Here is a 24,187-nt window from a genome sequence, read left to right as displayed (position 1 = left end):
TCGGGCTGCGTCGCGACTGGGCCCCGGCCGTTGCCGGGGAGGCGGTGGTGGTGTGGACTGGCTATTCGCTCCCCGCATCCGTTCGTCCTAAGTAGTGGCTGAGCGAACGCAAAGACGCATATCGAAGGACTTGGGGCGGGGTCCTTCGATACGGGCTTTCGCTGCGCTCAATCGCTACTCAGGACGAACGGGAAGGGATGTCCCGCGCGAGCGTCTTAAGGCGGTAAAGGGTGTCGAGCGCCTCTCTCGGCGTTAGCGCATCCACATCCAGCGCCTCGACCTCGGCGCGGATGGCGTCGCATTCCTCTTCTTCGGCCTGGGCGGCGGCGGCGAACAGGGGGAGGTCGTCGAGGCCCGCCGCCAGCCCGCCGGTCTTCGCCCGCCCCGCCTCCAGCTTCGCCAGCACCGCCTTGGCTCGCGCGACCGTCGCCGGGGCCATGCCCGCCAGCCGGGCGACCGCGAGGCCGTATGAGCGATCCGCCGGGCCGTCGGCGAGTTCGTGGAGCAGCACCAGATCGCCCTTCCATTCGCGCGCGCGGACGTGGTGGAGGGTGAGCGCGTCGCAGCGTTCGGCGAGGCGGGTCAGCTCGTGGTAATGGGTCGCGAACAGGCAGCGGCAGCAGTTGTCGTCATGGATCGCCTCCGCCACCGCCCAGGCGATCGCGAGACCGTCGTAGGTCGAGGTGCCGCGGCCCACTTCGTCGAGGATGACGAAGCTGCGCGGGGTCGCCTGCGCGAGGATCGCGGCGGTCTCGACCATCTCGACCATGAAGGTCGATCGCCCGCGCGCGAGATTGTCCGACGCGCCGACGCGGCTGAACAGGCGGTCGACGAGGCCGATCCGGGCGCTCGTCGCGGGGACATATGAGCCCGCCTGCGCGAGCACCGCGATGAGCGCGTTCTGGCGCAGGAAGGTCGATTTGCCGCCCATGTTGGGGCCGGTGACGAGCCACAGCCGCGACTGCGGTGACAGGCGGCAATCGTTGGCGACGAAGCGCTCGCCCGACTTCGCCAGCGCCGCCTCGACGACCGGATGACGGCCGCCTTCGATCTCGAAACAGGGTTCGTCGGCGAGCGTCGGCCGGGTCCAGCCGCCTTCCGCGGCGCGTTCCGCCAGCGCCGAAGCGACGTCGAGCCGGGCGAGCGCGTCGGCGGTGGCGGCGATGGCCTCGCGGGTGGCGAGCGCGCCGGCCGTCAAGTCTTCGAGGTGCGCGGCCTCGGCGGCGAGCGCATGCGCGCCGGCCTGCGTCACGCGCGCGGCGACCTCATGCAGCTCGGGCGCGTTGAAGCGCACGGCGCCCGCCATCGTCTGGCGGTGGGTAAAGCCGGAGTCCGCCCGCATCAGCGCGTCGGCGGATTTGGCGGGGACCTCGATGTGGTAGCCGAGCACGTTGTTGTGGCGGATCTTGAGCGTCGACACGCCGGTCCGCTCGCGGAACTGGGCTTCGAGCGCGGCGATGGCGCGGCGGCCGCCTGCGCCCGCATCGCGCAGGTCGTCGAGCGCGATGTCGTAGCCAGCGGCGATATAGCCGCCGTCGGCGGCGTCGATCGGCGGGGTGGGGACGAGCGCGCGCTTGAGCAGGTCGATCAGCGCACCGTGGCCGCGCAGGTCGGGGAGGAGCGCGGCGAGGAGCGCGGGCATCTCGGGAGCGGTGGTGAGCCGCTCCGCCAACAGCCATGCGCCGTCGAGGCCGTCGCGGAGCAGCCCGAGGTCACGTGGAGAGCCGCGACCCGCCGCCAGCCGTCCCAGCGCGCGGCCGATGTCGGGGGCGGCGCGCAATGTCTCGCGGACGCGGTCGCGGCCTGCCGGATCGTCGTGGAAGAATCCGACGAGGTCGAGCCGGGCGCGGATCGCGGCGCCGTCCATGAGGGGAGCCGAGATGTCGGCCGCGAGGAGGCGCGCGCCCGCGCCGGTGACGGTGCGGTCGACCTCGCCGAGCAGGCTGCCCTTGCGCTGGCCCTGCGTGGTGCAGGTGAGCTCCAGGCTTTCACGGGTGGCGGCGTCGATCGCCATCGTCGCGCCGCTCGCGGCAAGGACCGGCGGGCGCAGGAAGGGGAGCGCGCCCTTGGCGGTGTGATCGAGATAGGCGACCAGCCCGCCCGCGGCGGCGAGCGCGGCGCGGCTGAACTGGCCGAAGCCGTCGAGCGTGGCGACGGCGAACAGCGCCTTCAGCCGCGCCTCGCCCCGCGCGCTGTCGAACTCGGTGCGCGGGCGCAGGACGGTGGCGGGGGCGTCGCTCCCTTCGGCGGCGACCACTTCGGCAGCGTCGAGACGGGCGAGCTCGGCGGCGAGGGACGACGCATCGCACGCGACGATCTGAAACGCGCCGGTCGAGACGTCGGCGGCGGCCAGCGCGACCTCGCCCCCGACCTCGCCGATCGCGACGCACCAATTGGCGGCGCGCGCGTCGAGCAACGCCTCCTCGGTCAGCGTCCCCGCGGTGACGACGCGGACGATCGCGCGGTTGACGAGCGCCTTCGATCCGCGCGCCTTCCTTGCCGCTTCCGGGCTCTCGGTCTGCTCGGCGACGGCGACGCGGTGCCCGGCCTTGATGAGGCGCTGGAGATAGGCGGTCGCGGCATGGACGGGGACGCCGCACATCGGGATCTTGGTCCCCTCATGCTCGCCGCGTGCGGTCAGCGCGATGTCGAGCACGGCGGCGGCGATCTTCGCGTCGTCGAAGAACAGCTCGAAGAAATCGCCCATCCGGTAGAACAGCAGGCAATCCCCGGCCTCGGCCTTGAGCGCGAGATACTGCGCCATCATGGGGGTCGCGTCGGCCATGCGGCGGGGCGTAGCCGAGCATGGGAGCGATCTCTAGCAGGACGCGCGCATTCGGGGTGACGCAGGGGCGGCCGGGAGGTTAAGGGGCGAATATGTCAGACAACGCCAACATCCAGTTCTCCGAGCGCGAGGCTTTGCTGTTCCATTCGGAAGGGCGGCCCGGCAAGATCGAGATTGTCGCCTCGAAGCCGCTGACGACCCAGCGCGACCTGGCGCTGGCCTATTCGCCCGGCGTCGCGGTGCCGGTGCAGGCGATCGCCGACGATCCCGCAACCGCCTACGATTACACGGCGAAGGGCAATCTGGTCGCGGTGATCTCGAACGGGACGGCGATCCTGGGGATGGGCAATCTCGGCGCGCTCGCCGCCAAGCCGGTGATGGAAGGCAAGGCGGTGCTGTTCAAGCGCTTCGCCGACGTCGACTCGATCGATATCGAGCTGAAGACCGAGGACGTCGACCGCTTCATCGACGCGGTCGAGCTGATGGAGCCGACCTTCGGCGGGATCAACCTGGAGGATATCAAGGCCCCGGAGTGCTTCATCATCGAGCAGACCCTTCGGGAACGCATGAACATCCCGGTCTTCCACGACGACCAGCACGGCACCGCGATCATCACCGCCGCCGGGCTGATCAACGCCTGTCTGCTGACCGGGCGGCGGCTGGGCGGCATCCGGGTGGTGGTCAACGGCGCGGGCGCGGCGGCGATCGCCTGTACCGAGCTGATGAAGGCGATGGGCGTCCGCCACGATCACGTGATCCTGTGCGACCGCACCGGCGTGATCTATCAGGGGCGCGAGGGCGTGAACCAATGGCAGTCGGCGCACGCCGCCAAGACAGATGCGCGCACGCTGACCGAGGCGCTGACCGGCGCCGACGTGTTCCTGGGGCTGTCCGCCGGCGGCGCGCTGAAGCCGGAGATGGTCAAGGACATGGCTCCCGCCCCGATCATCTTCGCGATGGCGAACCCCGAGCCGGAGATCCGCCCCGAACTGGCCAAGGCGGCGCGGCCCGACGCGATCATCGCGACCGGACGGTCGGACTATCCGAACCAGGTCAACAACGTGCTCGGCTTCCCCTTCATCTTCCGCGGCGCGCTGGACGTGCGCGCGACGGGGATCAACGAGGAGATGAAGATCGCCGCCGCGCAGGCGATCGCCGAGCTGGCGCGCGAGCGCGTGCCCGAGGAAGTGGCGATCGCTTACGGCACGCAGCACAGCTTCGGCCCCGATTACATCATCCCCGCGCCGTTCGACCCGCGGCTGATGGAGGTGGTGCCCGCCGCGGTCGCCAAGGCGGCGATGGATTCGGGCGTCGCGACGCGGCCGATCCTCGACCTGGCGGCATATCGCCAGTCGCTCCGCGCGCGCCTCAACCCCACCACCTCGGTGCTCAGCCTCGCCTACGAGGGCGCGCGCGCGCATCCCAAGCGCGTGATCTTCGCCGAGGCCGAGGAGGAGGTGGTGCTGCGCGCCGCGATCTCGTTCAAGGAGGGCGGCTACGGCACCCCGGTGCTGGTCGGGCGCGACGACGTGCCGGATCGGCTGCGCGCGCTGGGCGTGTCGAACCCCGAGGAATACGAGCTCCACAACAGCCGCATCTCGCCGTTGGTGCCGCAGATGGTCGAGCGGCTCTACACGCGGCTCCAGCGGCGCGGCTACCTGCGCCGCGACTGCGAGCGGATGGTCAACCAGGACCGCAACATCTTCGGCTCGCTGCTGCTCGATCTGGGCGAGGGCGACGCGATGATCACCGGCATCACGCGCACCTATGCCGAGACGATGCGCCAGATCTACCGCGTGATCGATCCGGCGCCGGGGCGCACGCCGTTCGGCATCCACCTGCTGGTCGGGCAGGCGCACACCGTGTTCGTCGCCGATACCGCCGTCAACGAGCGGCCTAGCGCCGAGCAGCTCGCCGACTTCGCCGAGGAGACCGCGGAGGTCGCGCGGCGAATGGGGCATACGCCGCGCGTCGCGTTCCTCAGCTATTCGAGCTTCGGCAACCCCAAGGGCGAATGGCTCGACAACATCCGCGAGGCGGTGACCGTCCTCGACGCGCGCAAGGTCGGGTTCGAATATGAGGGCGAGATGGCGCCCGACGTCGCGCTCAACCCCAAGCAGCTGGCGAACTTCCCGTTCGCGCGGCTGTCGGGCCCGGCGAACGTGCTGATCATGCCGGGGCTCCAGTCGGCGCACATCTCCGCCAAGTTGCTGCGCGAACTGGGCGGGGACACGGTGATCGGGCCGATGCTGATCGGAATGGACAAGCCCGTACAGGTCGCGCCGATGACCTCGACGGCGAGCGAGCTGGTGACGCTGGCGGTGCTCGCGGCGGGCGGCATCGCGCGGTAGCGATTGATCTGGGGCAACCTTCGCCGACCCGGATCATTCCACCCTCGGTACAACCGAGGAGTGAAACCATGCGGAGTGTTGCGTTGGCCGCGATCGGAGCGGCGGTGATGGTGACGGGCTGCGTCGGCGACGGCGGGCCCGGTCCGGCGACCGAAATCGGCTATTCCCGTTACGATTATGACCGGCCCGATCCGGCGGCGGGAGGCTATTACGCCGACCAATATTATCGCGACGCCCCGCGCTATCGCGAGCGGCGGCTGGCCGACAACGACCGGGTCTATGTCGGGCGGGACGGGCGCTATTACTGCCGGCGCAACGACGGCACGACCGGGCTGATCGTCGGCGGGATCGCGGGCGGCGCGCTCGGTGCGGCGATCGCTCCCGGCGGGTCCGGGGTGCTCGGCGCGATCCTCGGCGGCGTCGGCGGCGCGGCGGCGGGCCAAGCGATCGACAAGAACAACGTCCGCTGCCGCTGAGGCGCGGGCGAAGGCGGGCGCCGGTCGCGAGACCGGCGCCCGTCGTTGTCAGAGCAGAAAGTCGGCCGCGACGGGCGCCTGGTTGGTGTCGACGCGGATGTAGCCGTCGGCGATCTTGTCGCCGTCGATGTCGCCCATCAGCACCGTCTCGCCGCCCTGGACCTCGAAGCGCAGCTCCCCGGCGACGCCGGTGAACGCGCCGGAGCCGATGAAGGTGAAGGCCTGGTCGCCGGCGGCGGTGGCGTTGGCGTCGATTCCGGTCAGGTCGATCAGGTCGCGGTCGGCGTGGCTGAAGTCGCCGATCAGATCGGCCTTCGCGAGCGTCGCGGAGACCTCGCCATCGACGAAGACGAAGCGGTCCGCGCCCGCGTTGCCGACGGTCAGGTCCTGTCCGCCGCCGCCCCGCAGCACGTCGTCGCCGGCGTTGCCGAACAGCTCGTTGGTCCCGTCGTCGCCGCGGATCGTGTCTGCGAACTTGGAGCCATAGACGCCCTCGATCGCGGTGAGCGTATCGTGCCCGCCGTTGCCGTCGTCGTCGGCGACCCCGCCGATCAGGCTGACCGAGACCCCGGCTTTGGCGTAGAAATAGGTCGCGTAATCGTAGCCGCTGCCGCCATCGAGCGCGTCGTCGCCGCGCTCGCCCGCGAGCAGATCGGAGCCGCCGTCGCCGAACAGCGTGTCGTCGCCGTCGTCGCCCACGACGAGATCGTTGCCCTTGCCGCCGTGCAACTCGTCGTCGCCGCCATAGCCGAACAGGTCGTCGTTGCCGCCATAGGCGAAGACGCGCTCGTCACGGTTCGATCCGTCGAAGACGTCGCGTCCGTTGGTACCGCGATAGGTGCGCATGGTCCGTTACTCCCGTACTGACGCCGCGACCGATGCGGCGCTGGCGATGAACGCCGCTGGAACGGCGGTGTTTCTCAGCGGATCGGCTTCCCCGAATCCTTCCACTTGTCGAGGATCTGCGACTCACCCGTCGCGGCGAGGGCCGTCCCGCTGTCGGCATGGTCGGGCTGGATCGTCGCGGGCGGAGTGACCGGCGCCGCGGCCTTCTGTGTCGCGGCGAGCACCTGCGTCGGCGCGACCGGGGCGAGCGGGGCGAGCGGCGGCGCGAGGCGCGCATGCGGGCCCGGGACCGGCTCGCCGCCGCGGTAGCGCTGGCTGAAGGCAAGCGCGGTCCCCCAATAGCCCTTCCAGCGGTGGAAGAAATGCGCGCCGATCGCATCGGTCATCACCAGGGTCCGGTTCCAGGCCGGGGTGACGGCATAGGTGTGGTAATGGGTAGCGAGCCCGACCGGCGCGAAGACGAAACCGGCGAGCGCATCGGCGGCGATCCGGGTCGCACGCGCCATGCCGCTGCGCGACGGCGCGCGCGCCATCGCTCCGTCGCAGGCGAAGGAGAATTGGCAGCCGCTCGGCCGCTCGCTGCCCTGATAGACGACGCCGCAGACGGTGCCGGGAAAGGCGGGATGGCGGGTGCGGTTGAGGATCACCTGTGCGACCGCGCGCTGGCCGTCGTCGGGCTCCGACGCGGCTTCGTAGTAGATCGCGGTGGCGAGGCAATCGAGCGCACGACCGCGGTCGGTCGCGCTCGCGCCCACGGTCGAGAACGGCCGGGCGGGTGTGACGGTGGCGTCGCCGAGCACCACCGGGACGATCGCCGGCTCCGGCGGGAGCGCGATCGTGCCGGTCGTTCCCTGCGCGGGCGCGGCGAACGGCGCGGCCTGGGCGAAGCCGGTGGGGATCGCGGGCGTCTCGGCGGGCGCGGCGACCGCCGCCGCGAGGCGGCGGACCGGCTCCGCGCGCGAGGCGTCGCCCGCCACGAACAGGCCGAGCGCGGTGATGCAGGCGACGATCGGCGCCGCGATCAGCGCCGCCTGCCGCCAGAGCCGCCACTCCTGCGGCCGCGCGGCGGCGCGGGCCGCGGCGCGTTCGGCGGGGTGAAGGGCGGTGGTCGACGGCACGGACGCTCCGAATCGCGCGGACGAAGGTCCGGCAGCGAGCGCCTAGCGCGTCGAGGATTACTTTTCCGCTGCGTTTTCAGAGCTGTGTCGCAGCGGGACGAGTGATGGTTAACGCAAGCGTCCCGCCTCCCTCGTCCGCCCCGCGACACCCTCTCCCTCCCGATCGGGAGAGGGAGCGGGCTACGGCCGCTCGTACGCCTTGGGCAGCGCGCCCTCGGTCGGCGTCAGATAGCGGTCGCGCAGCAGCCGCTGGCGCGACTGGAGCGACTCCTGCCGCCCGTCGATCCAAACCGCGACGGGGGCGGAGGAGAGTTCGAGCGGGTCGCCATCCCACATCACCACGTCGGCGCGGCGGCCGGGGCGCAGGCTCCCGATCTCGCCGTCCATCCCGAGCGCGGCGGCCGGCAGCGAGGTGACGGTCGCAAAGGCGCGGCCCCAGTCGAGCCCGGTCGCACCGGGCACCTTGGTGATCGCGACGAGGTTGCCGGCATATTGCTTGAGGATGTGCTCGCCCGGCGCGGTGTTCGCGCCGACGGTCGAGATCGCGGTGGGGACGCCCGCCGCCGTCAACCGGCCGACGTTCGACTCGGTCGCGGCGAGCGATTCGAACGAGGAGGGCAGGTCGGCGAGCGCGGCGGCGATCACCGGGACCTTGGCGGCGGCGATCTCGCGCGCGACCATCCAGCCCTCGGTGGCGCCGAGCAGGACCAGCCTGATCTTGGGGTAATCGCGGGGAAGCGAGAGGACCTGGAGGATGTCGCTTGCGCGCTCGACATGGACGACGAGCGGCTCGGTCCCGTCCAGGACCTTGAGCAGCGCCTCGGCGTCGGCTCGGGTGAGGAGCGCGTTCGTGCTGCGGCCGTCGAACGACGCCGGGGCGCGGCGATAGTCCTGCGCCTGGGCGAAGGCGTCCTTGAGCGCGACATAGGCGGCGGGGCGGCTGCCGCCCGCATTGCGGGCGCCGCCTTCGCCCAGATCGACGAACTGGAAGGCGCGCGCCTTGGTGACGGGCTGCGCGTCGCTGCCGAGGTCGATCACCGCGCCCTGGCCGGCGAAGATCGACTTGGCGGTGTCGGGGGAGACGATCGCGCGGGTGATGCCGCCCGCGCGCTCGTTGGCAATCGGATTCGCCTGGGGGTTGATCGCGACCGACACGTCGATCGCGGCGTGGAAGGCGCTGTCGCGCGCGCGCTCGTCGTTCGATTCCTCGACACCGTTCGCGTCCATCAGGCCGAGGTTCGTGAAGCCCGCGACCATGCCGGCGGCCACCCATTTGCCGCGGGCGTCGACCGTGGTCGCGCCGGGCGGGACGGCGACGTTCGCGCCGGCGGCGACGATGCGCCCGCCCTGCATCACGACGGTGCCGTTGGCGATCGGTTGCGAGCCGTCGCCGATCGCGACGGTGCCGCCAGTGATGGCGATGGTCTGCGCAAGCGCGGGCGTCGCCAGCGTCGCGGCGGCGGTGAGGAGAAGCGCGCGGATCACTTGGTCTCTCCCATACCGGGCTGGCCGAGTTCGAAGTCGCTCACCGGCCGTCGCTTCGGATCGTTCATGTCGTAGAGCAGCGCGCCGTCGACCCAGACCTTCTCGGGGCGCGTGTAGACCGAGAGCGGATTGCCGTTCCACAGCACCACGTCGGCCATCTTGCCGGGCTTGAGGCTGCCGGTCTTGTCGGCGATGCCGAGCGCCTTGGCCGGGTTGATGCTCAGCCATTCCCAGGCGACCGCGTCGGGGATGTCGATGCCCGCGTGGCGACCCGAGGCCTGCGCCTTGGCGACTTCTTGGTTGAGGCGCTGGATGCCGTTCTCGTCGTCCGAATGGATCATCGCGCACGCGCCCTCCTTCTGGAGGATGGCGAGGTTCTCCCCGATGCCGTCGAAGCTCTCCATCTTGAACCCGTACCAATCGGCCCAGACCGCGGCGCAGGTGCCCGACGCCTTGAGCAGGTCGGCGATCTTGTACGCCTCCACCGCGTGGTGGAACGCCGAGACGTGGTAGCCGAACTCCTTGGCCATATCGAGGACGTTGGCCATCTCGTCGGCGCGGTAGCAATGGTTCTGGACCAGGATCTCGCCCGCGAGCACACCGCGCAGCGTGTCCATCGCGATGTCGCGATCGGGCTTGTCGCCGCCGTCCTTCTCGTACTTGTCCCAGCGCGCCTTGTACTGCGCGGCCTTGGCCCAGGTCTGTCGATCGACCGCGATGTTGCCCATCCGCGTCGAGGGTTCACGGTTCTTGGAGCCGTAGACGCGCTTCGGATTCTCGCCGCACGCCATCTTGAGGCCGTAGGGCGCACCCGGGAACTTCATCGCCTGCGCCGTGCGCGCATAGACGTTCTTGATGACCACCGAGCGGCCGCCGAACAGATTGGCCGAGCCGGGGAGGATCTGGAGCGTGGTGACCCCGCCGTTGGCGAGCGCGCGGCTGAAACCGGGGTCCTGCGGCCAGACGCTGTGCTCGGCCCAGACTTCGGGCGTGACGGGCGAGGTCGCCTCGTTGCCGTCGGAGTTCGCCTCCACCGACGGCGACGGATAATCGCCGAGGTGGCTGTGGATGTCGATGACGCCCGGGGTCACGAACTTGCCGGCCCCGTCGATCACCTGCGCTCCGGCCGGCGCCTCGACCGTCTGGCCGACCGCCGTGATCTTGCCGTCGGCGAATGCGACCTGGCCGCGGTCGATGCGATTGCCTTCGCCGTCGAAGATCGTGACGTTGGTGAGGACCGTGGGCGTCCCCGGATAGGGGCGATAGGTCGACGGATAGGGATCGTGGGCATAGCCCTTGTTGAGCCCGGGTCCCTTGCCGCCGGCCGATTCCGGCTTCTCGCCGTTCGCGGTGCAGGCGACGAGCGCCAGCAACGACGCCGTGGCGGCCACGATCCTTCTCATGCGGAACCCCTTCTCGTGTTCTTATGGCGGGTAGGTAAGCGATGTTGGCGTGACGGGGCAAGCGGGTGATATGTTTTCGCCTTCCCTGCGAGGGGAGGTGGCGCGCCCCCAATCGTCACGCCTTCGGTGCGCCATCTCCCCTTGCGGGAAGGCAAGGGCTAGAGCCCGTACACCGCCCGCGCGTCGCGCTTGAACGCCGCGCCCGAGTCCGGTCGGCTGTAGAACATGTGCCCGCCGGGATAGACGCTGACGTGGACCCGGTCGGCCATGCCGTTCGCGGGCAGCTGGTCGAGGATCAGCTTCGAGGCGAAGAACGGGCAGGAGAGGTCGTCCCAGCCGTGGACGATCATCACCGCCATCCGCGGATCGTTCGCGACCGCCTTGCGCAGATCGGTCACGGGATCGTCCTTGGGACGGCCGCGGTCCCAGGTAGTCGCGACGTCGTAGGACAAGGCGTTGTAGCGCGCGTCGGTCTTCCAGCCGACCTCGCGCGTGACGAAATCGACCATCGCGCTGGTGGTGGGCGCGATCAGCGCGTCGAGGATGGGGTCGTTCGACTGTTGCTGCGCACCCCAGGGGAAGGGATCGAAGGCGGTGACGTTCGAATCGTAGACGCTGCCGATCCGCCCCTCGCCGCGGCGCACCTCGCGCAGATAGGTGCCGATGTCGACGCGCCCGCCCATCCGCTGGACCAGCGCCGGGTCGAGCCCGGTCAGCTTCGTCACGTTCTGGACGAGACGCGCGGTCGCCTGCGGGTCGGAGCGGCCCTTCAAGAGATCGGTCGCGAACTCACCGCGGACATAGGCCTCGACCCCCGCCATCGCCTCGGGCGTGAGCGCATGCTGGCGCTCGAGGTTCGCCGCCGCCATCGACGGAAGCGAGATCATCCACGGCATCGGCGATAGCGCGGAACCCGTGTCCTCGGCGGCGGGATCGAGATAGGGCGAGACGAGGATCAGCCCGCTCACCCCGACGCCGATCTGCGACTGGAGCTCGTAGGCGATGCGCGGGCCGCGATAGCCGCCGTAGCTTTCGCCCATGACGTACTTCTTGGAGCGCAGGCGGCCGTTCTTGACGAGCCAGTCGTAGACGACCTTCGACAGATATTTGATGTCGGGATCGTTGGCGTAGAACGCCTTCTTGGTCGTCTCGGCATCGACCAGGCTGCGGCTGAAGCCGGTGCCGATCGGATCGATGAAGACGAGATCGGTGAAGTCGAGCCAGCTGTTGGCATTGTCGACCGCGGCCGGGCTGTCCGACGGCGCGTCGCCGTTCGCGCCGAACTGGACGCGCTTCGGCCCGACCGCGCCCATGTTGAGATAGACCGACGCCGCGCCGGGCCCGCCGTTGAAGGCGAAGGTCACCGGCCGGTTCGCGCCGGGCACGACGTAGCTGGTGGTGACGACCTCGCCGATCGCCTTGCCCTTGTCGTCGCGGACGGTGAACTTGGCGATCGTCGCGTCATAGGCGAGCGAGCGGCCGCCGATCACCGCCGACTGGCGGACGGTCTTGTCGGCGGGAAGGGGCGGGAACTTGAGGTCGCCGTCCTCGGTCTTCTGCTCGACCGTGGTGGTCTTCTTGTCCTCGGCGTGCGCGGGGGCCGAGATCAGCAGCATCAGCGCCGCAGCCCACCCCCAGCCGTTCGTCCCGAGCGTAGTCGAAGGACGGGTGGCGGAGCGCTGGGCAAGGTCCCTCGACTTCGCTCGGGACGAACGGGGGTTGAAGATTCGAGACGAACGGATGTTGGGGAGCACCCTCACTTCGCCGCGCCCTTCGTTGCCGCGATATAGGTCGTGATCTTCGCCTCCAGCACCGGCATCGGCAACGCGCCGGTGTCGAGCACCTGCGCGTGGAAGGCGCGCGGATCGAACTTCGCGCCGAGCTGCGCCTTCGCATCGGCCTTCAATCGGCTGATCGTCAGCTGACCGATCTTGTAGGCGAGCGCCTGGCCGGGGATGGCGATGTAGCGCTCGACCTCGGCGGTGGCGTCGGGTTTCCCCATCGGCGAATGCGCGAGCATGTAGGCGATCGACTGATCGCGGGTCCAACCCTTGGCGTGGATGCCGGTGTCGACGACGAGGCGCATCGCGCGCAGCATCTCGTCGTTGAGGCCGCCCATCCGCTGGTACGGATCGCTCTCCATCCCGAGCTCGGGCCAGAGCGTCTCCGAATAGAGGCCCCAGCCTTCGGCATAGGCGGTGTTGCCGCCGAAGCGCATGAAGGCGGGAAGCGCCACGTTCTCCTGTGCGAGGCTGATCTGGAAATGGTGTCCGGGGATGCCCTCGTGGAGGAACAGCGTCTCCTCCTCCCAGGTCGAGCGCGTCGGGAGGTCGTAGGTGTTGTAATAGAACACGCCCGGCCGCGAGCCGTCGGGGGTGCCGCCCTGGTAGCTGCCGCCGGCCTCGGTCTTTTCCTTATAGGCGGGGACGGGGCGGATCTCGAGCGGGGTCTTGGGGACAAGCGAGAATTGCTCGGGGATGCGGCGGAGCACCTTCTGCTCGATCGCGCGATAGTCGTCGCGCAGCTGTTCGGCCGACTTGGGCTGGAACTTCGCGTCGGTGCGCAGATATTCGAAGAACTCCGCGAGCGTGCCCTTGAAGCCGACCTTGGCCTTCTGCGCCTCCATCTCGGCGGTGATCCGCGCGACTTCGCGCAGGCCCAGCTGGTGGACGTCCTCCGCCTTGAGCGGCAGCGTCGTGTTCTGCTCGATGAGGTAGGCGTAGAGCTTGTCGCCGCCCGGCATCCCGCCCAGCCCGACGCTGTCGCGCGCTTTGGCGAGATAGTCGTTCGCGAGGAAATCGCGCATCCGCTGGTGCGCAGGCAGGATCACGGTGCGGATCTGCTCGGCGTAGGCGGTGCGCAGGCGGGCCTGGTCGGCGGCGGAGATCGTGTCGGGGAACTTCTTGACCGGTCCGTAGAAGGCGGAGCCTTCGACGCCCTGCTTGATCAGATTGTCGAACTGCTCGATCATGTTGTTCACGACGAGCTTGGGCTGGACGATGCCCTTGGCCTCGCCCTGCTTGAACAGCACGATCGCACGGTCGAGCGCGGGCGCGTATTGGGCGTTGCGCTTCAGGTTGTTCTCGTAGTCGACCAGCGTCTTGAACGGCGCCGCGCCCTGGCCGCTCGCGAAGTCTGGATAGAAGGTCTGGACGCCGAAGAAGTGATCGAGCGGGCGCAGCTCCTGCAAGGGGAGCAGGTCGGCGGCGAACCCGCGCAGGCCGATCTCGCTCTGGTTCTTGAACACGTCGTAGGCGATCTGATCGACGTGGGTCAGCTTCGACCGGTCGATCGCCGCGAGCCCGCGCAGGTCGGCCTCGGCGGCGGCCTTCTCCTCGAGCAGCGACTCGTGGGTGAACCAGTTGCCGATGCGGTCGGCGTAGCGCAGGTCGCCGCGGAAGATCGCGCTGATCGGGTTGCGCTTCAGGCTGGCTTCGTCGCTGTCGTAGAAGAGTGTCTTGAGCTTCATGTCCTCCGCACTGTCTCCCGGCAGCGCCGTCGGCGGCGGCAGCGCCTGGGCAAGGGCGGGCAACGGGAGGGTGGCGGCAAGCAATGCCGCGAGCAGAGTGATGCGCAAGAGTATGTCCCCAGAACAACGGTGCTTTGGTGTAATAGGACACCCGCGGGGCGGCAAGCGGGATAAATCTTCCCTGCTTGCGGGGAGGTGGCGCGCAGCGCCGGAGGGGGCTCTCCGCACGCGACCCGCTGGTGGAGAACCCCCTCCGCCAGCCTTCGGCTGCCACCTCCCGGTGAACGGGGGAGCTAGATCCCGAGTCGCAGCGTCAGCCGGATGTCCCTTCCCGCGAGGGGAGCGAAGTCCTTGAGGAAGCTCGAGTGCCGCCGGGCCAGCACGTCGAACAGGTTGTTGCCGCTGAGCACGAGCGACGTGCGGTCGCTGCCCCACGGCTTCCACGCGACGGAGGCGTTGACCATCGTGTAGCCCGGCGTCGTCGTCTCGAAGTCGGCGATGCGGGTCTGGTCGAAGACATGCTCGACCTCGGCGCGCGCGGTCAGCCTGTCGGCCTGCGCCTCCAGCCCGCCGAGGACCCGCATCGGCGGGATGCGCGGGACGGGACCCTGATCGACGATCGTCGCCTTGACCCAGTCGCCGAGCAGATCGGCGTTGATCGCGAACGCGCCGAGCGTCGCCAGCTTCGCCGAGGCGTCGGCTTCCAGGCCGTAATACCGCGCGTCGCGTTGCTGGTACTGGAAGCAGGGCAGGTCGACCGTGCGGCCCGACGGATCCGCGGCCGTCTGACAGACCGAGGTCGCGACCTGGTTCTCCGAGATGTAGTTGGTGAACCAGGTGTAATAGGCCGAGGCGTCGAGGCTGTAGCCGTCGCCGTGGACGTGGAGCGTGCCTTCCAGCCCCCACGATGTCTCCAGCGCGAAATCGGGGTTGCCCAGCTCATAGGCCTGGGTGCCGCCGTGCGGGCCGTTGGCGAACAGCTCCTCTGCGGTCGGTGTGCGCTCGGTGCGCGAGAGGTTGAGGCCGATGCGGACCGCGTCGCTCAGCCCGTAGGAGCCGCCGAGCGAGGCCGACACCGCGTCGAAGTGGCGCGTGCCGTTGAAGAAACGGAGGTCGTTCGCGGCGTCGTGCGCGACGAGGTCGGTGGTCTCGTAGCGCGCCCCGCCTTCGAGCTTGAACGCGCCCCAGTCGAACTGCTGGAGCGTGAACAGCCCGGTCTGGGTGGTCTCGTTGCGCGGCAGGAACGCCTCGTCGCCGACGACGTCGAACTGGCGGTTGAAGAACTGGACGCCCGACGCTCCGCTCCACGCGCCGTGCTTGGCCTGGACCGCCTCGATCCGCCCTTCCAGCCCCTTGTTGTAGAAGGCGGTGCCGACCGCATTGTCGGGCTCGAGCTCGAAGTGGCGATAGTTGGCGTAGACCGCGCGGGCGCGGACCGTGTCGAGGACGCCGCCGCCGGTCTCGACCTCGCCGCGCAGGTCGAAGCGGTTCTGGACGATGTCGAGACGGGGCGCCTCCTGTCCCTGCCCGATCTCGGTCGCGTAGCGCACGGGGACGCCGTAGAGGCTGTCGTAGTGGCTGTACGACACGCCGAGTTGGCCGGTGTCGGTGATGATCGCCGCGCCGACGCCGGCGGTCCAGGTCTCGGCGGCGGTGTTGGGGAGCGTGCCCCTGAGGTTCGCGGCATAGGCGAAGTCGATCGGCTCGGGCGTGTCCTGCGGCAACCCGACTTGCGACAGCGCCGCGGCGCGCGCGGCGGGAGCGAGGATGTATCCGTCGCCGGTCTTGAGGTCGTCGGCCTTCAGGTACGAGCCGTCGGCGTGGAGCACGAGATGCTCGCCGACCGCGACATCGCCCGCCGCCCCGCCCGAACGCTCGTTCGCCGCCGAGCCGTAGGTCGCGGTCGCATCGAGCTTGTAGCCGTTCGCCGGCATGCGGCGCGGGATGCGGGTGTCGATGACGTTGACGACGCCGCCGACCGCCGACGAACCGTAGAGCAAGGCGGCCGGGCCGCGCAGCACCTCGATCCGCTCGGCGAGCAAGGGATCGATGACGACGGCGTGATCGACCGAGGTGTTCGAGACGTCGACCGAGCCGACGCCGTCGGTGAGCACGCGGATGCGATCGCCCTGGAAGCCGCGCAGGATCGGGCGCGAGGCGGAGGGGCCGAACGAGGTCGCCGACACGCCGGGCTGGCGCGCCAGCGTCTCCCCGATCGTCGGGCGCATCTCGCGGGTCAACTCTTCGCCCGACACGACCGACGTGCCCTGGAGCACGTCGCGCTCGCTGGTCTGGACCGCGGCGGTGACGATCACGTCCTTGGGTTGCGGTGCGGCGGCGGAGTCGTCGGCCGATGCGGCGGCGGGAGGTGCTGGATCGGGGACAGCCCGCGCGGTGCCCGCAAGGAGGAACGAGAGGGTGAGCGCCGAGGCGGCCAGCTTGATCATGCGCGAATCCCGAGAGTGTTGCGGCGCACCTAAGCTGCATGATACATTGTAACAAGTGACAATCGTGTCACGTTTCCCGGCCGTCGCGCCCGGTCGCCCGGGCGGGGGGCTTGCCGTTCGGTGAACGGGATGCTGACGTGGCGCGATGCTCGTCCTTTCCGGCATCGCGGTGATCGCGCTCGGATTCCTCCTGAGGTTCAATCCGCTTCTGGTGGTCGCCGCCTCGGCGCTGGCGACCGGGCTGGCGGCGGAGATCGCGCCGCTCGCGCTGCTGGCGACGTTCGGCAGGGCCTTCAACGACAGCCGCTTCGTCACCGCCATCTATCTGGTGCTGCCGGTGATCGGGCTGCTCGAGCGCTACGGGCTGCTCGCGCGGGCGCGGGCGCTGGTGGCGGCAATGCGCGGGGCGACGCCGGGGCGATTGCTGATCGGCTACATGCTGTTGCGGCAGGGATCGGCGGCGCTGGGGCTCAACGCGGTCGGCGGCCACCCGCAGACGGTGCGCCCGCTGGTCGCGCCGATGGCCGAGGCGGCGGCCGAGCGGATGACCGGCGACGACGCGGCGAACGAGGCGGTGCGCGCGATGGCGGCGGCGACCGACAACGTCGCGCTGTTCTTCGGCGAGGACATCTTCCTGGCTGTCGGGTCGATCCTGCTGATGAAGGGCGTGCTCGAAGGCATGGGCATCTCGGTCGAACCGCTCGCGCTGTCGGTATGGGCGATCCCGACCGCGGCCGCGGCGGCGCTGATCCATGCCGGACGACTGCTGTGGCTCGATCGACGGTTGCGTCGATGATCGAAACGGGGATCGGACTGGGCGCGGTCTATGCGCTGGCGGGAGCGACGTTCGCGCTGTTCGCGGTGCTTTCGCTCGGCGAGCGGCGGTTCGCCAATGCGGCGTTCCACGCCTTGCTGGCGACGAGCTTCCTGGCGGGCGACCGGATCGGCGACACGGGAAACGGCGTGCTGGTGCTCGCGCTGATCGCGGTCGCCGCATCGGGACGGATGCGGCGGAGCGCGCCGGAAACCGACCTGCCGAGCCCGCGCGGCAACGGGCTGTTCGCCGTCGCTCTGCTGATCCCGGCGGTCGCGCTCGCCGGGACCGTCGCGTTCAAGACCTGGCCGGGGCTGGTCGATCCCAAGCAGGCGACGCTGGTGGCGCTGGCGCTCGGGGCGCTGGTCGCGCTTGCCGCCGGGTCCGCCTGGCTGCGGCCGGGTCCGCTTCAGCCGTTCCGGAGCGGGGGGCGGTTGATGGACGAGATCGGCTGGGCGGCGGTGCTGCCGCAGATGCTGGCGAGCCTGGGTGCGGTGTTCGCCGCCGCCGGGGTCGGGCAGGTCGTCGGCGGGCTGTTCGGAGCGGCGATCCCGTCCGACAGCCTGTTCGCCGCGGTCGCGCTCTACGCGCTCGGGATGGCGGGGTTCACGATCGTGATGGGCAACGCCTTCGCCGCCTTCCCGGTCATGGCTTCGGCGGTGGCGATCCCGGTGCTCGTGCAGCGGTACGGCGGCGCGCCCGCGCCGGTCGCGGCGATCGGGATGCTGGCGGGGTTCTGCGGCACGCTGCTTACGCCGATGGCGGCGAACTTCAATCTCGTCCCAGCGGCATTACTCGACCTCAAGGACCGCTACGCCGTGATCCGCGCGCAGGCTCCGACGGCGGTCGCTTTGCTGGCCTTGAACGTCGTCCTGCTCTGGGCGGTGCTGCGCTGACCGCGCGATCAGACGCCGTTGTCGACCTCGTCACTGTCGTCGTCGAACCCGTCGTCGCTCACGTCGCGCTTGCCGCCGCCCCGGTGCTTGCCGCCCTTCTTGCCCTTTTCGTCGCTGGTCAGATTGCCGTCGTGGTTGGCGTCGCGCTTGTCGAACTTCTGGAGCATGACGGCGCTCCACTCGCTCGCGTCGAGCACGCCGTCGCCGTTCTTGTCGCCCTTGCGCAGCAGCTTATCGGCGCGCTTTGGCGGCAGCTCGTCACGCTGGAGCTTGTCGTCCCCGTTCTTGTCGAGCTTGCGGAAGCGCCGTTCGATCTTGCCGCCGTAATCGGCGCGCGAAATCGAGGTCGGGGGACTGAAGCCCGCGGGCGCGGCGGTGCTCGGTGCGGCGGGAGTGGCGGCGGGAGAGACCGTGTTCGACGCGGCGCCCTCCTTCGTGTTGCAGCCGGCCAAAGCCAGCCCCGTCGCCGCGATCGCCAAGATCACCCGCATCGTCGCACTCCAGCTATCGTTACGCTTCCAGCTCAACGTCCCAATAGAGCCAATCGTGCCACGTCTCGTGGAGATAATTCGGGCGGAAGGCCCGACCATGTTCTTGCAGCTGCCAGCTGGTCGGGCGGATCGGCGCACCGAACAGGGGCATCGCCGCCTGCTTGGGCGTGCGCCCGCCCTTCTTCAGGTTGCACGGCGCACAGGCGGTGGCGACATTCTCCCACGTCGTCCGTCCGCCCTGTGCGCGCGGAATGACGTGATCGAAGGTGAGGTCCTTGGGCGAGCCACAATATTGACATTCGAACCTGTCGCGCAGGAACAGGTTGAAGCGGGTGAACGCCGGAAATTGCGACGGCTTCACGAATTGCTTCAGCGCGATGACCGAGGGCAGCTTCATCGTCCGGTTCGGACTGTGGACCTCGCGCTCGTAATGCGCGACGATGTCGACGCGGTCGAGGAACACCGCCTTGATCGCGGTCTGCCACGGCCACAGGCTCAGCGGATAATAGGATAGCGGAGTATAGTCGGCATTAAGGACCAGAGTCGGGCACGACTCGGGATGACGCAGCAGATCGGGATGAAACACGAGTTCTCCCTCCTTGACCCGCGCGCGCTGTCGCGCGGCATGGTGACGGCATGATGACAGCCGCGGAATCGGCGCGTCAAGTCGTCACGCGCTTCGCGCCGAGCCCGACCGGGCTGTTGCATCTGGGCCACGCCGCCAGCGCGGTTCGCGCGCACGATTTCGCGAGGGAGCGCGGCGGCCGATTCCTGGTCCGGATCGAGGACATCGACGGCACGCGCAGCCGCGAGGCGTACGTCGCCGAGATTACGGCCGATCTCGCCTGGCTGGGGCTTACGTGGGACGGGCCCGTCGTGCGCCAGTCGGAACGGCTGGATACCTATGCCGCGGCGCTCGATCGGCTGCGGGGCGCGGGGCTGCTCTACCCCTGTTTCTGCACCCGTGCCGAGATCGCCGAGAGCATGGCCGCGCCGCATGGTTCGTCCGCGATCTATCCGGGGACGTGTCGCGACGTCGACCGATCGGCGCGGCTGCACGAGCCGCATTGCTGGCGGCTCGACATGGCGAAGGCGGCGGCGCGGGTCGGGCCGCTCGTCTGGGAAAACGGCGGACTCGCAATCGCGGCCGACCCGTGGTCCCACGGCGATGTCGTCCTCGCGCGCAAGGATGCACCGGCGAGCTATCACCTTGCGGTGACGGTCGACGACGCATGGCAGGGTGTTACCGACGTGCTCCGCGGCGACGACCTGTTTGCGGCGACGCATGTGCACCGGCTGCTTCAGGCGCTGCTCGACCTGCCGACCCCGCGCTACCACCACCATCCGTTGCTGACGGGCGCGGACGGCACGCGCCTGGCGAAGCGCCACGGCGCGCCGTCGCTCGCGGCGATGCGCGAAGCGGGCGAGGATGGACGCAACGTTGCGGCGATGCTGCGCGTCGGGCGACTGCCGACTGGCTTTTCCGGCGCGATCGCCTAAGTTCAGCCGATGCAGACCTTCCTCGTCCTTCTCCTCGTCGCCGCGATGATCGCGACGCTCGTCGCGCTCGTCCGCGGCGTCGTGAGCTTCCTTCAGACCGCGAGCGCGGACGTGCGCGCCGGCGATGGGCCGAGCGCGAGCCAACTGAAGTCGAACCGGATGATGCAGCAGCGCATCCTGTTCCAGGCGATCGCGGTGCTGATCGTCGTCGTGCTGCTGTTCGCGGCGGGGCGGACGTGATCCGACGCGCTCGGTAGGACGCATGGTCAAGCTCACCAAGATCTACACGCGCACCGGCGACGACGGCACCACCGGGCTGGTCGACGGCTCGCGCGTGGCGAAGTCCGCGGCGCGGATGGCGGCGATCGGCGACGTCGACGAGGCCAACAGCGCGATCGGCGTCGCGATCGCGTCGCTCGGCGAGCACCCGCTCGCGACGGCGCTGACGCGGGTGCAGAACGATCTGTTCGATCTGGGTGCGGACCTAGCGACCCCGGGAGACGATTTCGCGCCGTCGGAGATGACGCTGCGGATCGTCGCGTCGCAGGTTGCGCGGCTGGAGGCGGAGATCGACGCGCTCAACGCCGATCTTGCGCCGCTCGCCAGCTTCATCCTGCCCGGCGGTCGGGCCGCTTCGCTCCACCTGGCGCGTGCCATCGTGCGGCGGGCGGAGCGGTCGGCGGTGGCGGCGGGGGGGCTCAACCCGCAGGCACTCGCCTATCTGAACCGCCTGTCGGACTTCCTGTTCGTCGCCTGCCGTACCGTGAACAAAAACGGGGCGGAAGACGTTCTGTGGGTCCCGGGGGCGTTGCGCTAGGTTAAGACGCGCGTCCGCGGTTCGGAGGATCTGCCCCATGACCGCCCGTCCGGCGCTCGCGCCCGACCTGCTCACGATGCGCTTCGCGTCGGTACGGTCGCTGTCGACCACCCTCGTCGCGCCGCTGTCCGACGCCGACGCGAGCGTTCAGTCGATGCCCGACGCCTCGCCCGCGAAATGGCATCTGGCGCATACGACGTGGTTCTTCGAGACGTTCGTGCTGCGCGATCATGCGCCCGGCTACACCCTGCACGACACGCGCTTCCCGTTCCTGTTCAACAGCTATTACGAGGCCGAGGGTCGACGCCACGCGCGCGATCGTCGCGGGATGATCACGCGGCCGGCGCTGGCCGAGGTCCTCGACTATCGCGCGCACGTCGATGCGGCGATCACGCGGGCGATGCCGGCGCTTTCCGAGGCGGCACGTGCGCTGGTCGAGTTGGGCTGCCACCACGAGGAGCAGCACCAGGAACTGCTCGTCACCGACATCCTGCACCTGTTCGGCGAGAACCCGCTCGAACCCGCGCTATGGCCTGCCGCGCCCAAGGTGCCGGTGGCGATGCCCGAACCGACCGGGTGGATCGAATCGCCCGAACGGATCGTCGAGATCGGCGACGATGGCGCGGGTTTCGCCTTCGACTGCGAGGGGCCGCGCCATCGCGCGCTCCTCCCCGCTTATGCGATCGCCGATCGTACCGTCACCAACGGCGAATGGCAGGCGTTCATCGCCGACGGCGGCTACCGCGATGCGCGCTGGTGGCTCGCCGACGGCTGGGCCTGGGTGCAGCGCGAGGGGGTCCACGCGCCGCTCTATTGGGAAGAGCGCGATGGAGTGTGGACCCGCTTCGGGCTCGACGGTCGCCGGCCGATCGATCCCGCCGCGCCAGTGACCCACGTCAGCTTCTTCGAGGCCGACGCCTATGCGAGCTGGGCGGGGGCGCGGCTGCCGACCGAGTTCGAATGGGAGGCCGCGGCGGCCCCGTCCGATCCGAACGGCGGTAACCAGATGGCTGCCGCCGGGCCGGTCGAGCCCCGGCCTGCGACCGGAGGGCCGGCCTTCTTCGGCGACGTCTGGGAATGGACCGGGAGCGCATACCGGCCCTATCCAGGCTTCGCCGCTGCCGAGGGTGCGGTCGGCGAATACAACGGCAAATTCATGAGCGGGCAGTTCGTGCTGCGCGGCGGATCGTGCGCGACCCCGCGCGGCCACGTCCGCGCGAGCTACCGCAACTTCTTCTACCCCCACCAGCGCTGGCAGTTCACCGGCGTCCGGCTGGCGAAGGATCTGTAGGATGCTCAAGCCCGAGATCGAGGATGGCGACGTCACGCTTGCCGATCCGCAGTTCCGCGCCGACGTGTCGGCGGGACTCGCGCGCCGTCCGCGCGCGATCCCGGCGCGGTGGTTCTACGACCGACGCGGGTCGGAGCTGTTCGAGGCGATCACCGAACTTCCCGAATATTATCCCACGCGCACCGAGGCGGCGCTGCTCGCCAGGATATGCCCCGAGCTGCCGCCGCTGATCGGCGAGGGGCGGGCGGTGGTCGAGTTCGGCTCGGGCTCGTCGACCAAGACGCCGCTGCTGCTGGAGGCGATCGCGCCGTCCGCCTATGTCCCGATCGACATTTCGGGCGCATTCCTGCGCGAGAGTTCGCGCGTCCTCTCGGCGCGGTTCCCGGGATTGCTGGTGCTGCCGTTCGAGGCGGACTTCACCCGGCCGCTGACGCTGCCGCGCGCGATCGCCGACGCGCCCAAGCTGGGGTTCTTCCCGGGCTCGACGATCGGCAACCTGACCCCGTTCGCCGCGGCCGACCTGCTGCGGGCTATGCGCGGCTCGCTGGCGGACGGCGCGATGCTGCTGATCGGGATGGACCGGGTGAAGTCTCCGGACGTGCTCGTCCCCGCCTATGACGACGCCGCGGGCGTGACGGCGGCGTTCAACCTCAACCTGCTCGAGCGGATCAACCGCGAACTGGACGGCACGATCCCGCTGGACGCCTTTCGGCACGTCGCGCGGTGGAACGACGCGGCGGCGCGGATCGAGATGCATCTGGAGGCGACCCGCGACGCCGCGTTCGAAGTCGCGGGGCAGGCGTTCGCCATCGCCGCCGGCGAGACGATCCACACCGAGAACAGCCACAAATATGGTCCGCGCGACGCCCGGCTGCTGCTGCGCGCGGGCGGGTGGACGCCGGTCGCCGAGTGGACCGATCCGGACGAGCGGTTCGCGGTGCTGCTCGCGGAGGCGTCGGTCGGCGAGGACGTGCCTTAACGGCTCGTCACGCGCGCGCGCCAGGTGGTGATCCAGTCGATCGAGCCGCGGCATTCGCCCATGCCGGTCGCTTTGACGAGGCGAAAGCGCGCGCCGTCCCAGGCGAATTCGGAACTGCCGCCGCAGTCGCCCACCCCGCGCGCCTTGACGTAATCGGACAAGCGTTGCGTCTGGGCGTCCCAGCCGCCGTTGGTCAGCTCGTTGGTGACGTCCTCGCCCATGCCGACGGGCGTGTCGAACGTCGCCTGCGCCGCGCGACCGCCCTCGTCGACGACATAGATGCTGGTGAAGGCGTTGTACGCGCCGTTGCCGCAAGGGTGCGGCACCATGACGAGGGTGTGCGCCGCGTCGAGCCGGTGCGCCTCCGGCTGGACCGGACCCGCGTCGTCGCAGGTGGTCGCATCCTTGCCGATCAGGGTCGCTGCGGCAGCAGGCGTGAGCGTCTTCGGCGGCTTCGCGGTCGGCGCGGGCGAGACGATGACGGGGAGCGCGGGGGCGACCACGCTCGCATCGGGCTTCGCGCCCGGGCGGCGGAGCGCGCCGGTCGTGCCGAGCCGGCCCTGCTGGTCGTCGATGTAGAGCATCGCCGCGGCGAGCCCCGCGAGCGAGGCGTGCGCGACCGGCTTGCCGCCGACGACCAACGTCGCCGCCTTGCCGTTGGCGAGCGCGGTGGCGGCGGCGCGATCGAGCGGGATCGTCGCGGTCGGATCGCCGCCGTCCGGGGAGGGCTTCGGCATGACCCGAGCGATCGGCCTCCCGTCGACGGCGAGCATGCCGCGCGCGCTCGCCGGCATCGTCAGCGTCGTCTGCGCCGCGCCGTCGCCGTCGCGCTTGAGGACGAGCAACAGATAGGTGTCGCGGTCGTCGCTGTCGGGGACGAGCGCGACCGCCTGGCAGCGCGCGCCATTGTCGCACCCGACGGTCCAATCGGCGAAGGTCTTAAGGTCGCCGGGGTGAGGCGCGGCGGCGGCGAGGAGGAGAGCGGCGATCATGCTGGCCGGTCTAGGCGGGTGTCCGCG

At 69.9% G+C, this 24,187-nt stretch carries 20 protein-coding genes; 9 read left to right on the top strand and 11 right to left on the bottom strand.

Features of this window, described 5'->3' with window-relative positions; translation table 11 throughout:
• Positions 1–178: 178 nt before the first annotated feature.
• Positions 179–2,767 carry a DNA mismatch repair protein MutS gene (gene mutS / locus AC4GYY_RS08490; protein ID WP_491120235.1) on the bottom strand — a complete coding sequence of 863 codons (2,589 nt, stop codon included), beginning with the start codon at positions 2,765–2,767 and terminating at the stop codon, positions 179–181.
• A gap of 110 nt (positions 2,768–2,877) precedes the next feature.
• Here mutS and AC4GYY_RS08485 point away from each other — a divergent pair, with 110 nt between their 5' ends.
• The gene (locus tag AC4GYY_RS08485) at positions 2,878–5,136 is read left to right on the top strand and encodes an NADP-dependent malic enzyme (RefSeq protein WP_491119833.1); all 2,259 of its coding nucleotides are present in this window, start codon (positions 2,878–2,880) and stop codon (positions 5,134–5,136) included.
• Positions 5,137–5,204: 68 nt separating this feature from the next.
• On the top strand, positions 5,205–5,612 hold the full coding sequence (locus tag AC4GYY_RS08480; RefSeq protein WP_491119832.1) for a hypothetical protein: 408 nt from the start codon (positions 5,205–5,207) through the stop codon (positions 5,610–5,612).
• Positions 5,613–5,660: 48 nt separating this feature from the next.
• On the opposite strand, the gene AC4GYY_RS08475 is transcribed toward AC4GYY_RS08480, so the two are convergent.
• From AC4GYY_RS08475 to AC4GYY_RS08445, 7 genes are all read right to left on the bottom strand, one after another.
• Positions 5,661–6,458, bottom strand: coding sequence for a calcium-binding protein (locus AC4GYY_RS08475; protein ID WP_491119831.1), 798 nt, complete (start codon positions 6,456–6,458; stop codon positions 5,661–5,663).
• A 74-nt stretch (positions 6,459–6,532) separates the two neighbouring features.
• Positions 6,533–7,576 carry a cell wall hydrolase gene (locus AC4GYY_RS08470; protein ID WP_491119830.1) on the bottom strand — a complete coding sequence of 348 codons (1,044 nt, stop codon included), beginning with the start codon at positions 7,574–7,576 and terminating at the stop codon, positions 6,533–6,535.
• 180 nt (positions 7,577–7,756) lie between these two features.
• Positions 7,757–9,058 carry an amidohydrolase family protein gene (locus AC4GYY_RS08465; protein WP_491120234.1) on the bottom strand — a complete coding sequence of 434 codons (1,302 nt, stop codon included), beginning with the start codon at positions 9,056–9,058 and terminating at the stop codon, positions 7,757–7,759.
• Positions 9,058–10,464 carry an amidohydrolase gene (locus tag AC4GYY_RS08460; RefSeq protein ID WP_491119829.1) on the bottom strand — a complete coding sequence of 469 codons (1,407 nt, stop codon included), beginning with the start codon at positions 10,462–10,464 and terminating at the stop codon, positions 9,058–9,060. Before AC4GYY_RS08460 ends, AC4GYY_RS08465 begins: the two co-directional genes overlap by 1 nt.
• Positions 10,465–10,622: 158 nt before the next feature.
• Positions 10,623–12,080, bottom strand: coding sequence for a S10 family peptidase (locus AC4GYY_RS08455; RefSeq protein ID WP_491119828.1), 1,458 nt, complete (start codon positions 12,078–12,080; stop codon positions 10,623–10,625).
• A gap of 140 nt (positions 12,081–12,220) precedes the next feature.
• Positions 12,221–14,047: a DUF885 domain-containing protein gene (locus AC4GYY_RS08450; RefSeq protein ID WP_491120233.1), complete on the bottom strand. Its 1,827-nt coding sequence runs from the start codon at positions 14,045–14,047 to the stop codon at positions 12,221–12,223.
• A gap of 179 nt (positions 14,048–14,226) precedes the next feature.
• A complete protein-coding gene (locus tag AC4GYY_RS08445) occupies positions 14,227–16,380 on the bottom strand; it encodes a TonB-dependent receptor (protein ID WP_491119827.1) in 2,154 nt (717 codons plus the stop codon).
• Between the two features lie 145 nt (positions 16,381–16,525).
• On the opposite strand from AC4GYY_RS08445, the gene AC4GYY_RS08440 reads away from it, so the two are divergent.
• Positions 16,526–17,176, top strand: coding sequence for a DUF969 domain-containing protein (locus AC4GYY_RS08440; protein WP_491119826.1), 651 nt, complete (start codon positions 16,526–16,528; stop codon positions 17,174–17,176).
• On the top strand, positions 17,173–18,090 hold the full coding sequence (locus AC4GYY_RS08435; protein WP_491119825.1) for a 5-oxoproline transporter, DUF979 family subunit: 918 nt from the start codon (positions 17,173–17,175) through the stop codon (positions 18,088–18,090). The genes AC4GYY_RS08440 and AC4GYY_RS08435 overlap by 4 nt, the downstream gene beginning before the upstream one ends.
• 8 nt (positions 18,091–18,098) lie before the next feature.
• On the opposite strand, the gene AC4GYY_RS08430 is transcribed toward AC4GYY_RS08435, so the two are convergent.
• Both AC4GYY_RS08430 and AC4GYY_RS08425 read right to left on the bottom strand, forming a co-directional pair.
• Entirely contained in the window at positions 18,099–18,581 is a 483-nt protein-coding gene (locus AC4GYY_RS08430; protein ID WP_491119824.1) for an EF-hand domain-containing protein, read from the bottom strand.
• Positions 18,582–18,600: 19 nt separating this feature from the next.
• Positions 18,601–19,167 carry an HNH endonuclease gene (locus tag AC4GYY_RS08425; protein ID WP_491119823.1) on the bottom strand — a complete coding sequence of 189 codons (567 nt, stop codon included), beginning with the start codon at positions 19,165–19,167 and terminating at the stop codon, positions 18,601–18,603.
• Between the two features lie 50 nt (positions 19,168–19,217).
• Between AC4GYY_RS08425 and gluQRS the strand changes: the two genes are divergently transcribed.
• From gluQRS to egtD, 5 genes are all read left to right on the top strand, one after another.
• Positions 19,218–20,081, top strand: coding sequence for a tRNA glutamyl-Q(34) synthetase GluQRS (gene gluQRS, locus AC4GYY_RS08420; RefSeq protein ID WP_491119822.1), 864 nt, complete (start codon positions 19,218–19,220; stop codon positions 20,079–20,081).
• Positions 20,082–20,090: 9 nt separating this feature from the next.
• A complete protein-coding gene (locus AC4GYY_RS08415) occupies positions 20,091–20,321 on the top strand; it encodes a twin transmembrane helix small protein (protein ID WP_491119821.1) in 231 nt (76 codons plus the stop codon).
• A gap of 22 nt (positions 20,322–20,343) precedes the next feature.
• On the top strand, positions 20,344–20,898 hold the full coding sequence (locus AC4GYY_RS08410; RefSeq protein WP_491119820.1) for a cob(I)yrinic acid a,c-diamide adenosyltransferase: 555 nt from the start codon (positions 20,344–20,346) through the stop codon (positions 20,896–20,898).
• Positions 20,899–20,974: 76 nt separating this feature from the next.
• A complete protein-coding gene (egtB, locus tag AC4GYY_RS08405) occupies positions 20,975–22,189 on the top strand; it encodes an ergothioneine biosynthesis protein EgtB (protein ID WP_491120231.1) in 1,215 nt (404 codons plus the stop codon).
• Position 22,190: 1 nt separating this feature from the next.
• A complete protein-coding gene (egtD, locus tag AC4GYY_RS08400) occupies positions 22,191–23,168 on the top strand; it encodes an L-histidine N(alpha)-methyltransferase (RefSeq protein ID WP_491119819.1) in 978 nt (325 codons plus the stop codon).
• On the opposite strand, the gene AC4GYY_RS08395 is transcribed toward egtD, so the two are convergent.
• Positions 23,165–24,160 (bottom strand): DUF1176 domain-containing protein, encoded by a 996-nt coding sequence (locus tag AC4GYY_RS08395; RefSeq protein WP_491119818.1) that lies wholly within the window; start codon positions 24,158–24,160, stop codon positions 23,165–23,167. The two genes, egtD and AC4GYY_RS08395, sit on opposite strands and share 4 nt — an antisense overlap.
• Positions 24,161–24,187 lie beyond the last annotated feature (27 nt).

This window comes from Sphingomonas sp. SP6 (genome assembly GCF_058313435.1).
The sequence above is the reverse complement of the archived record's forward strand: the minus strand, read 5'-3'. Positions and strand labels throughout refer to the sequence as shown.

Excerpts from the sequence above, each read along its gene's own strand:
- mutS (WP_491120235.1), bottom strand. The coding sequence starts at position 2,767 with ATGATGGCGCAGTATCTCGCGCTCAAGGCCGAGGCCGGGGATTGCCTG.
- AC4GYY_RS08480 (WP_491119832.1), top strand. The coding sequence starts at position 5,205 with ATGCGGAGTGTTGCGTTGGCCGCGATCGGAGCGGCGGTGATGGTGACG.
- AC4GYY_RS08435 (WP_491119825.1), top strand. The coding sequence starts at position 17,173 with ATGATCGAAACGGGGATCGGACTGGGCGCGGTCTATGCGCTGGCGGGA.
- AC4GYY_RS08430 (WP_491119824.1), bottom strand. The coding sequence starts at position 18,581 with ATGCGGGTGATCTTGGCGATCGCGGCGACGGGGCTGGCTTTGGCCGGC.
- AC4GYY_RS08475 (WP_491119831.1), bottom strand. The coding sequence starts at position 6,458 with ATGCGCACCTATCGCGGTACCAACGGACGCGACGTCTTCGACGGATCG.
- AC4GYY_RS08455 (WP_491119828.1), bottom strand. The coding sequence starts at position 12,080 with ATGCTGCTGATCTCGGCCCCCGCGCACGCCGAGGACAAGAAGACCACC.
- AC4GYY_RS08395 (WP_491119818.1), bottom strand. The coding sequence starts at position 24,160 with ATGATCGCCGCTCTCCTCCTCGCCGCCGCCGCGCCTCACCCCGGCGAC.
- AC4GYY_RS08440 (WP_491119826.1), top strand. The coding sequence starts at position 16,526 with ATGCTCGTCCTTTCCGGCATCGCGGTGATCGCGCTCGGATTCCTCCTG.
- AC4GYY_RS08415 (WP_491119821.1), top strand. The coding sequence starts at position 20,091 with ATGCAGACCTTCCTCGTCCTTCTCCTCGTCGCCGCGATGATCGCGACG.
- AC4GYY_RS08485 (WP_491119833.1), top strand. The coding sequence starts at position 2,878 with ATGTCAGACAACGCCAACATCCAGTTCTCCGAGCGCGAGGCTTTGCTG.
- AC4GYY_RS08445 (WP_491119827.1), bottom strand. The coding sequence starts at position 16,380 with ATGATCAAGCTGGCCGCCTCGGCGCTCACCCTCTCGTTCCTCCTTGCG.
- egtB (WP_491120231.1), top strand. The coding sequence starts at position 20,975 with ATGCGCTTCGCGTCGGTACGGTCGCTGTCGACCACCCTCGTCGCGCCG.
- AC4GYY_RS08460 (WP_491119829.1), bottom strand. The coding sequence starts at position 10,464 with ATGAGAAGGATCGTGGCCGCCACGGCGTCGTTGCTGGCGCTCGTCGCC.
- gluQRS (WP_491119822.1), top strand. The coding sequence starts at position 19,218 with ATGATGACAGCCGCGGAATCGGCGCGTCAAGTCGTCACGCGCTTCGCG.
- AC4GYY_RS08410 (WP_491119820.1), top strand. The coding sequence starts at position 20,344 with ATGGTCAAGCTCACCAAGATCTACACGCGCACCGGCGACGACGGCACC.
- egtD (WP_491119819.1), top strand. The coding sequence starts at position 22,191 with ATGCTCAAGCCCGAGATCGAGGATGGCGACGTCACGCTTGCCGATCCG.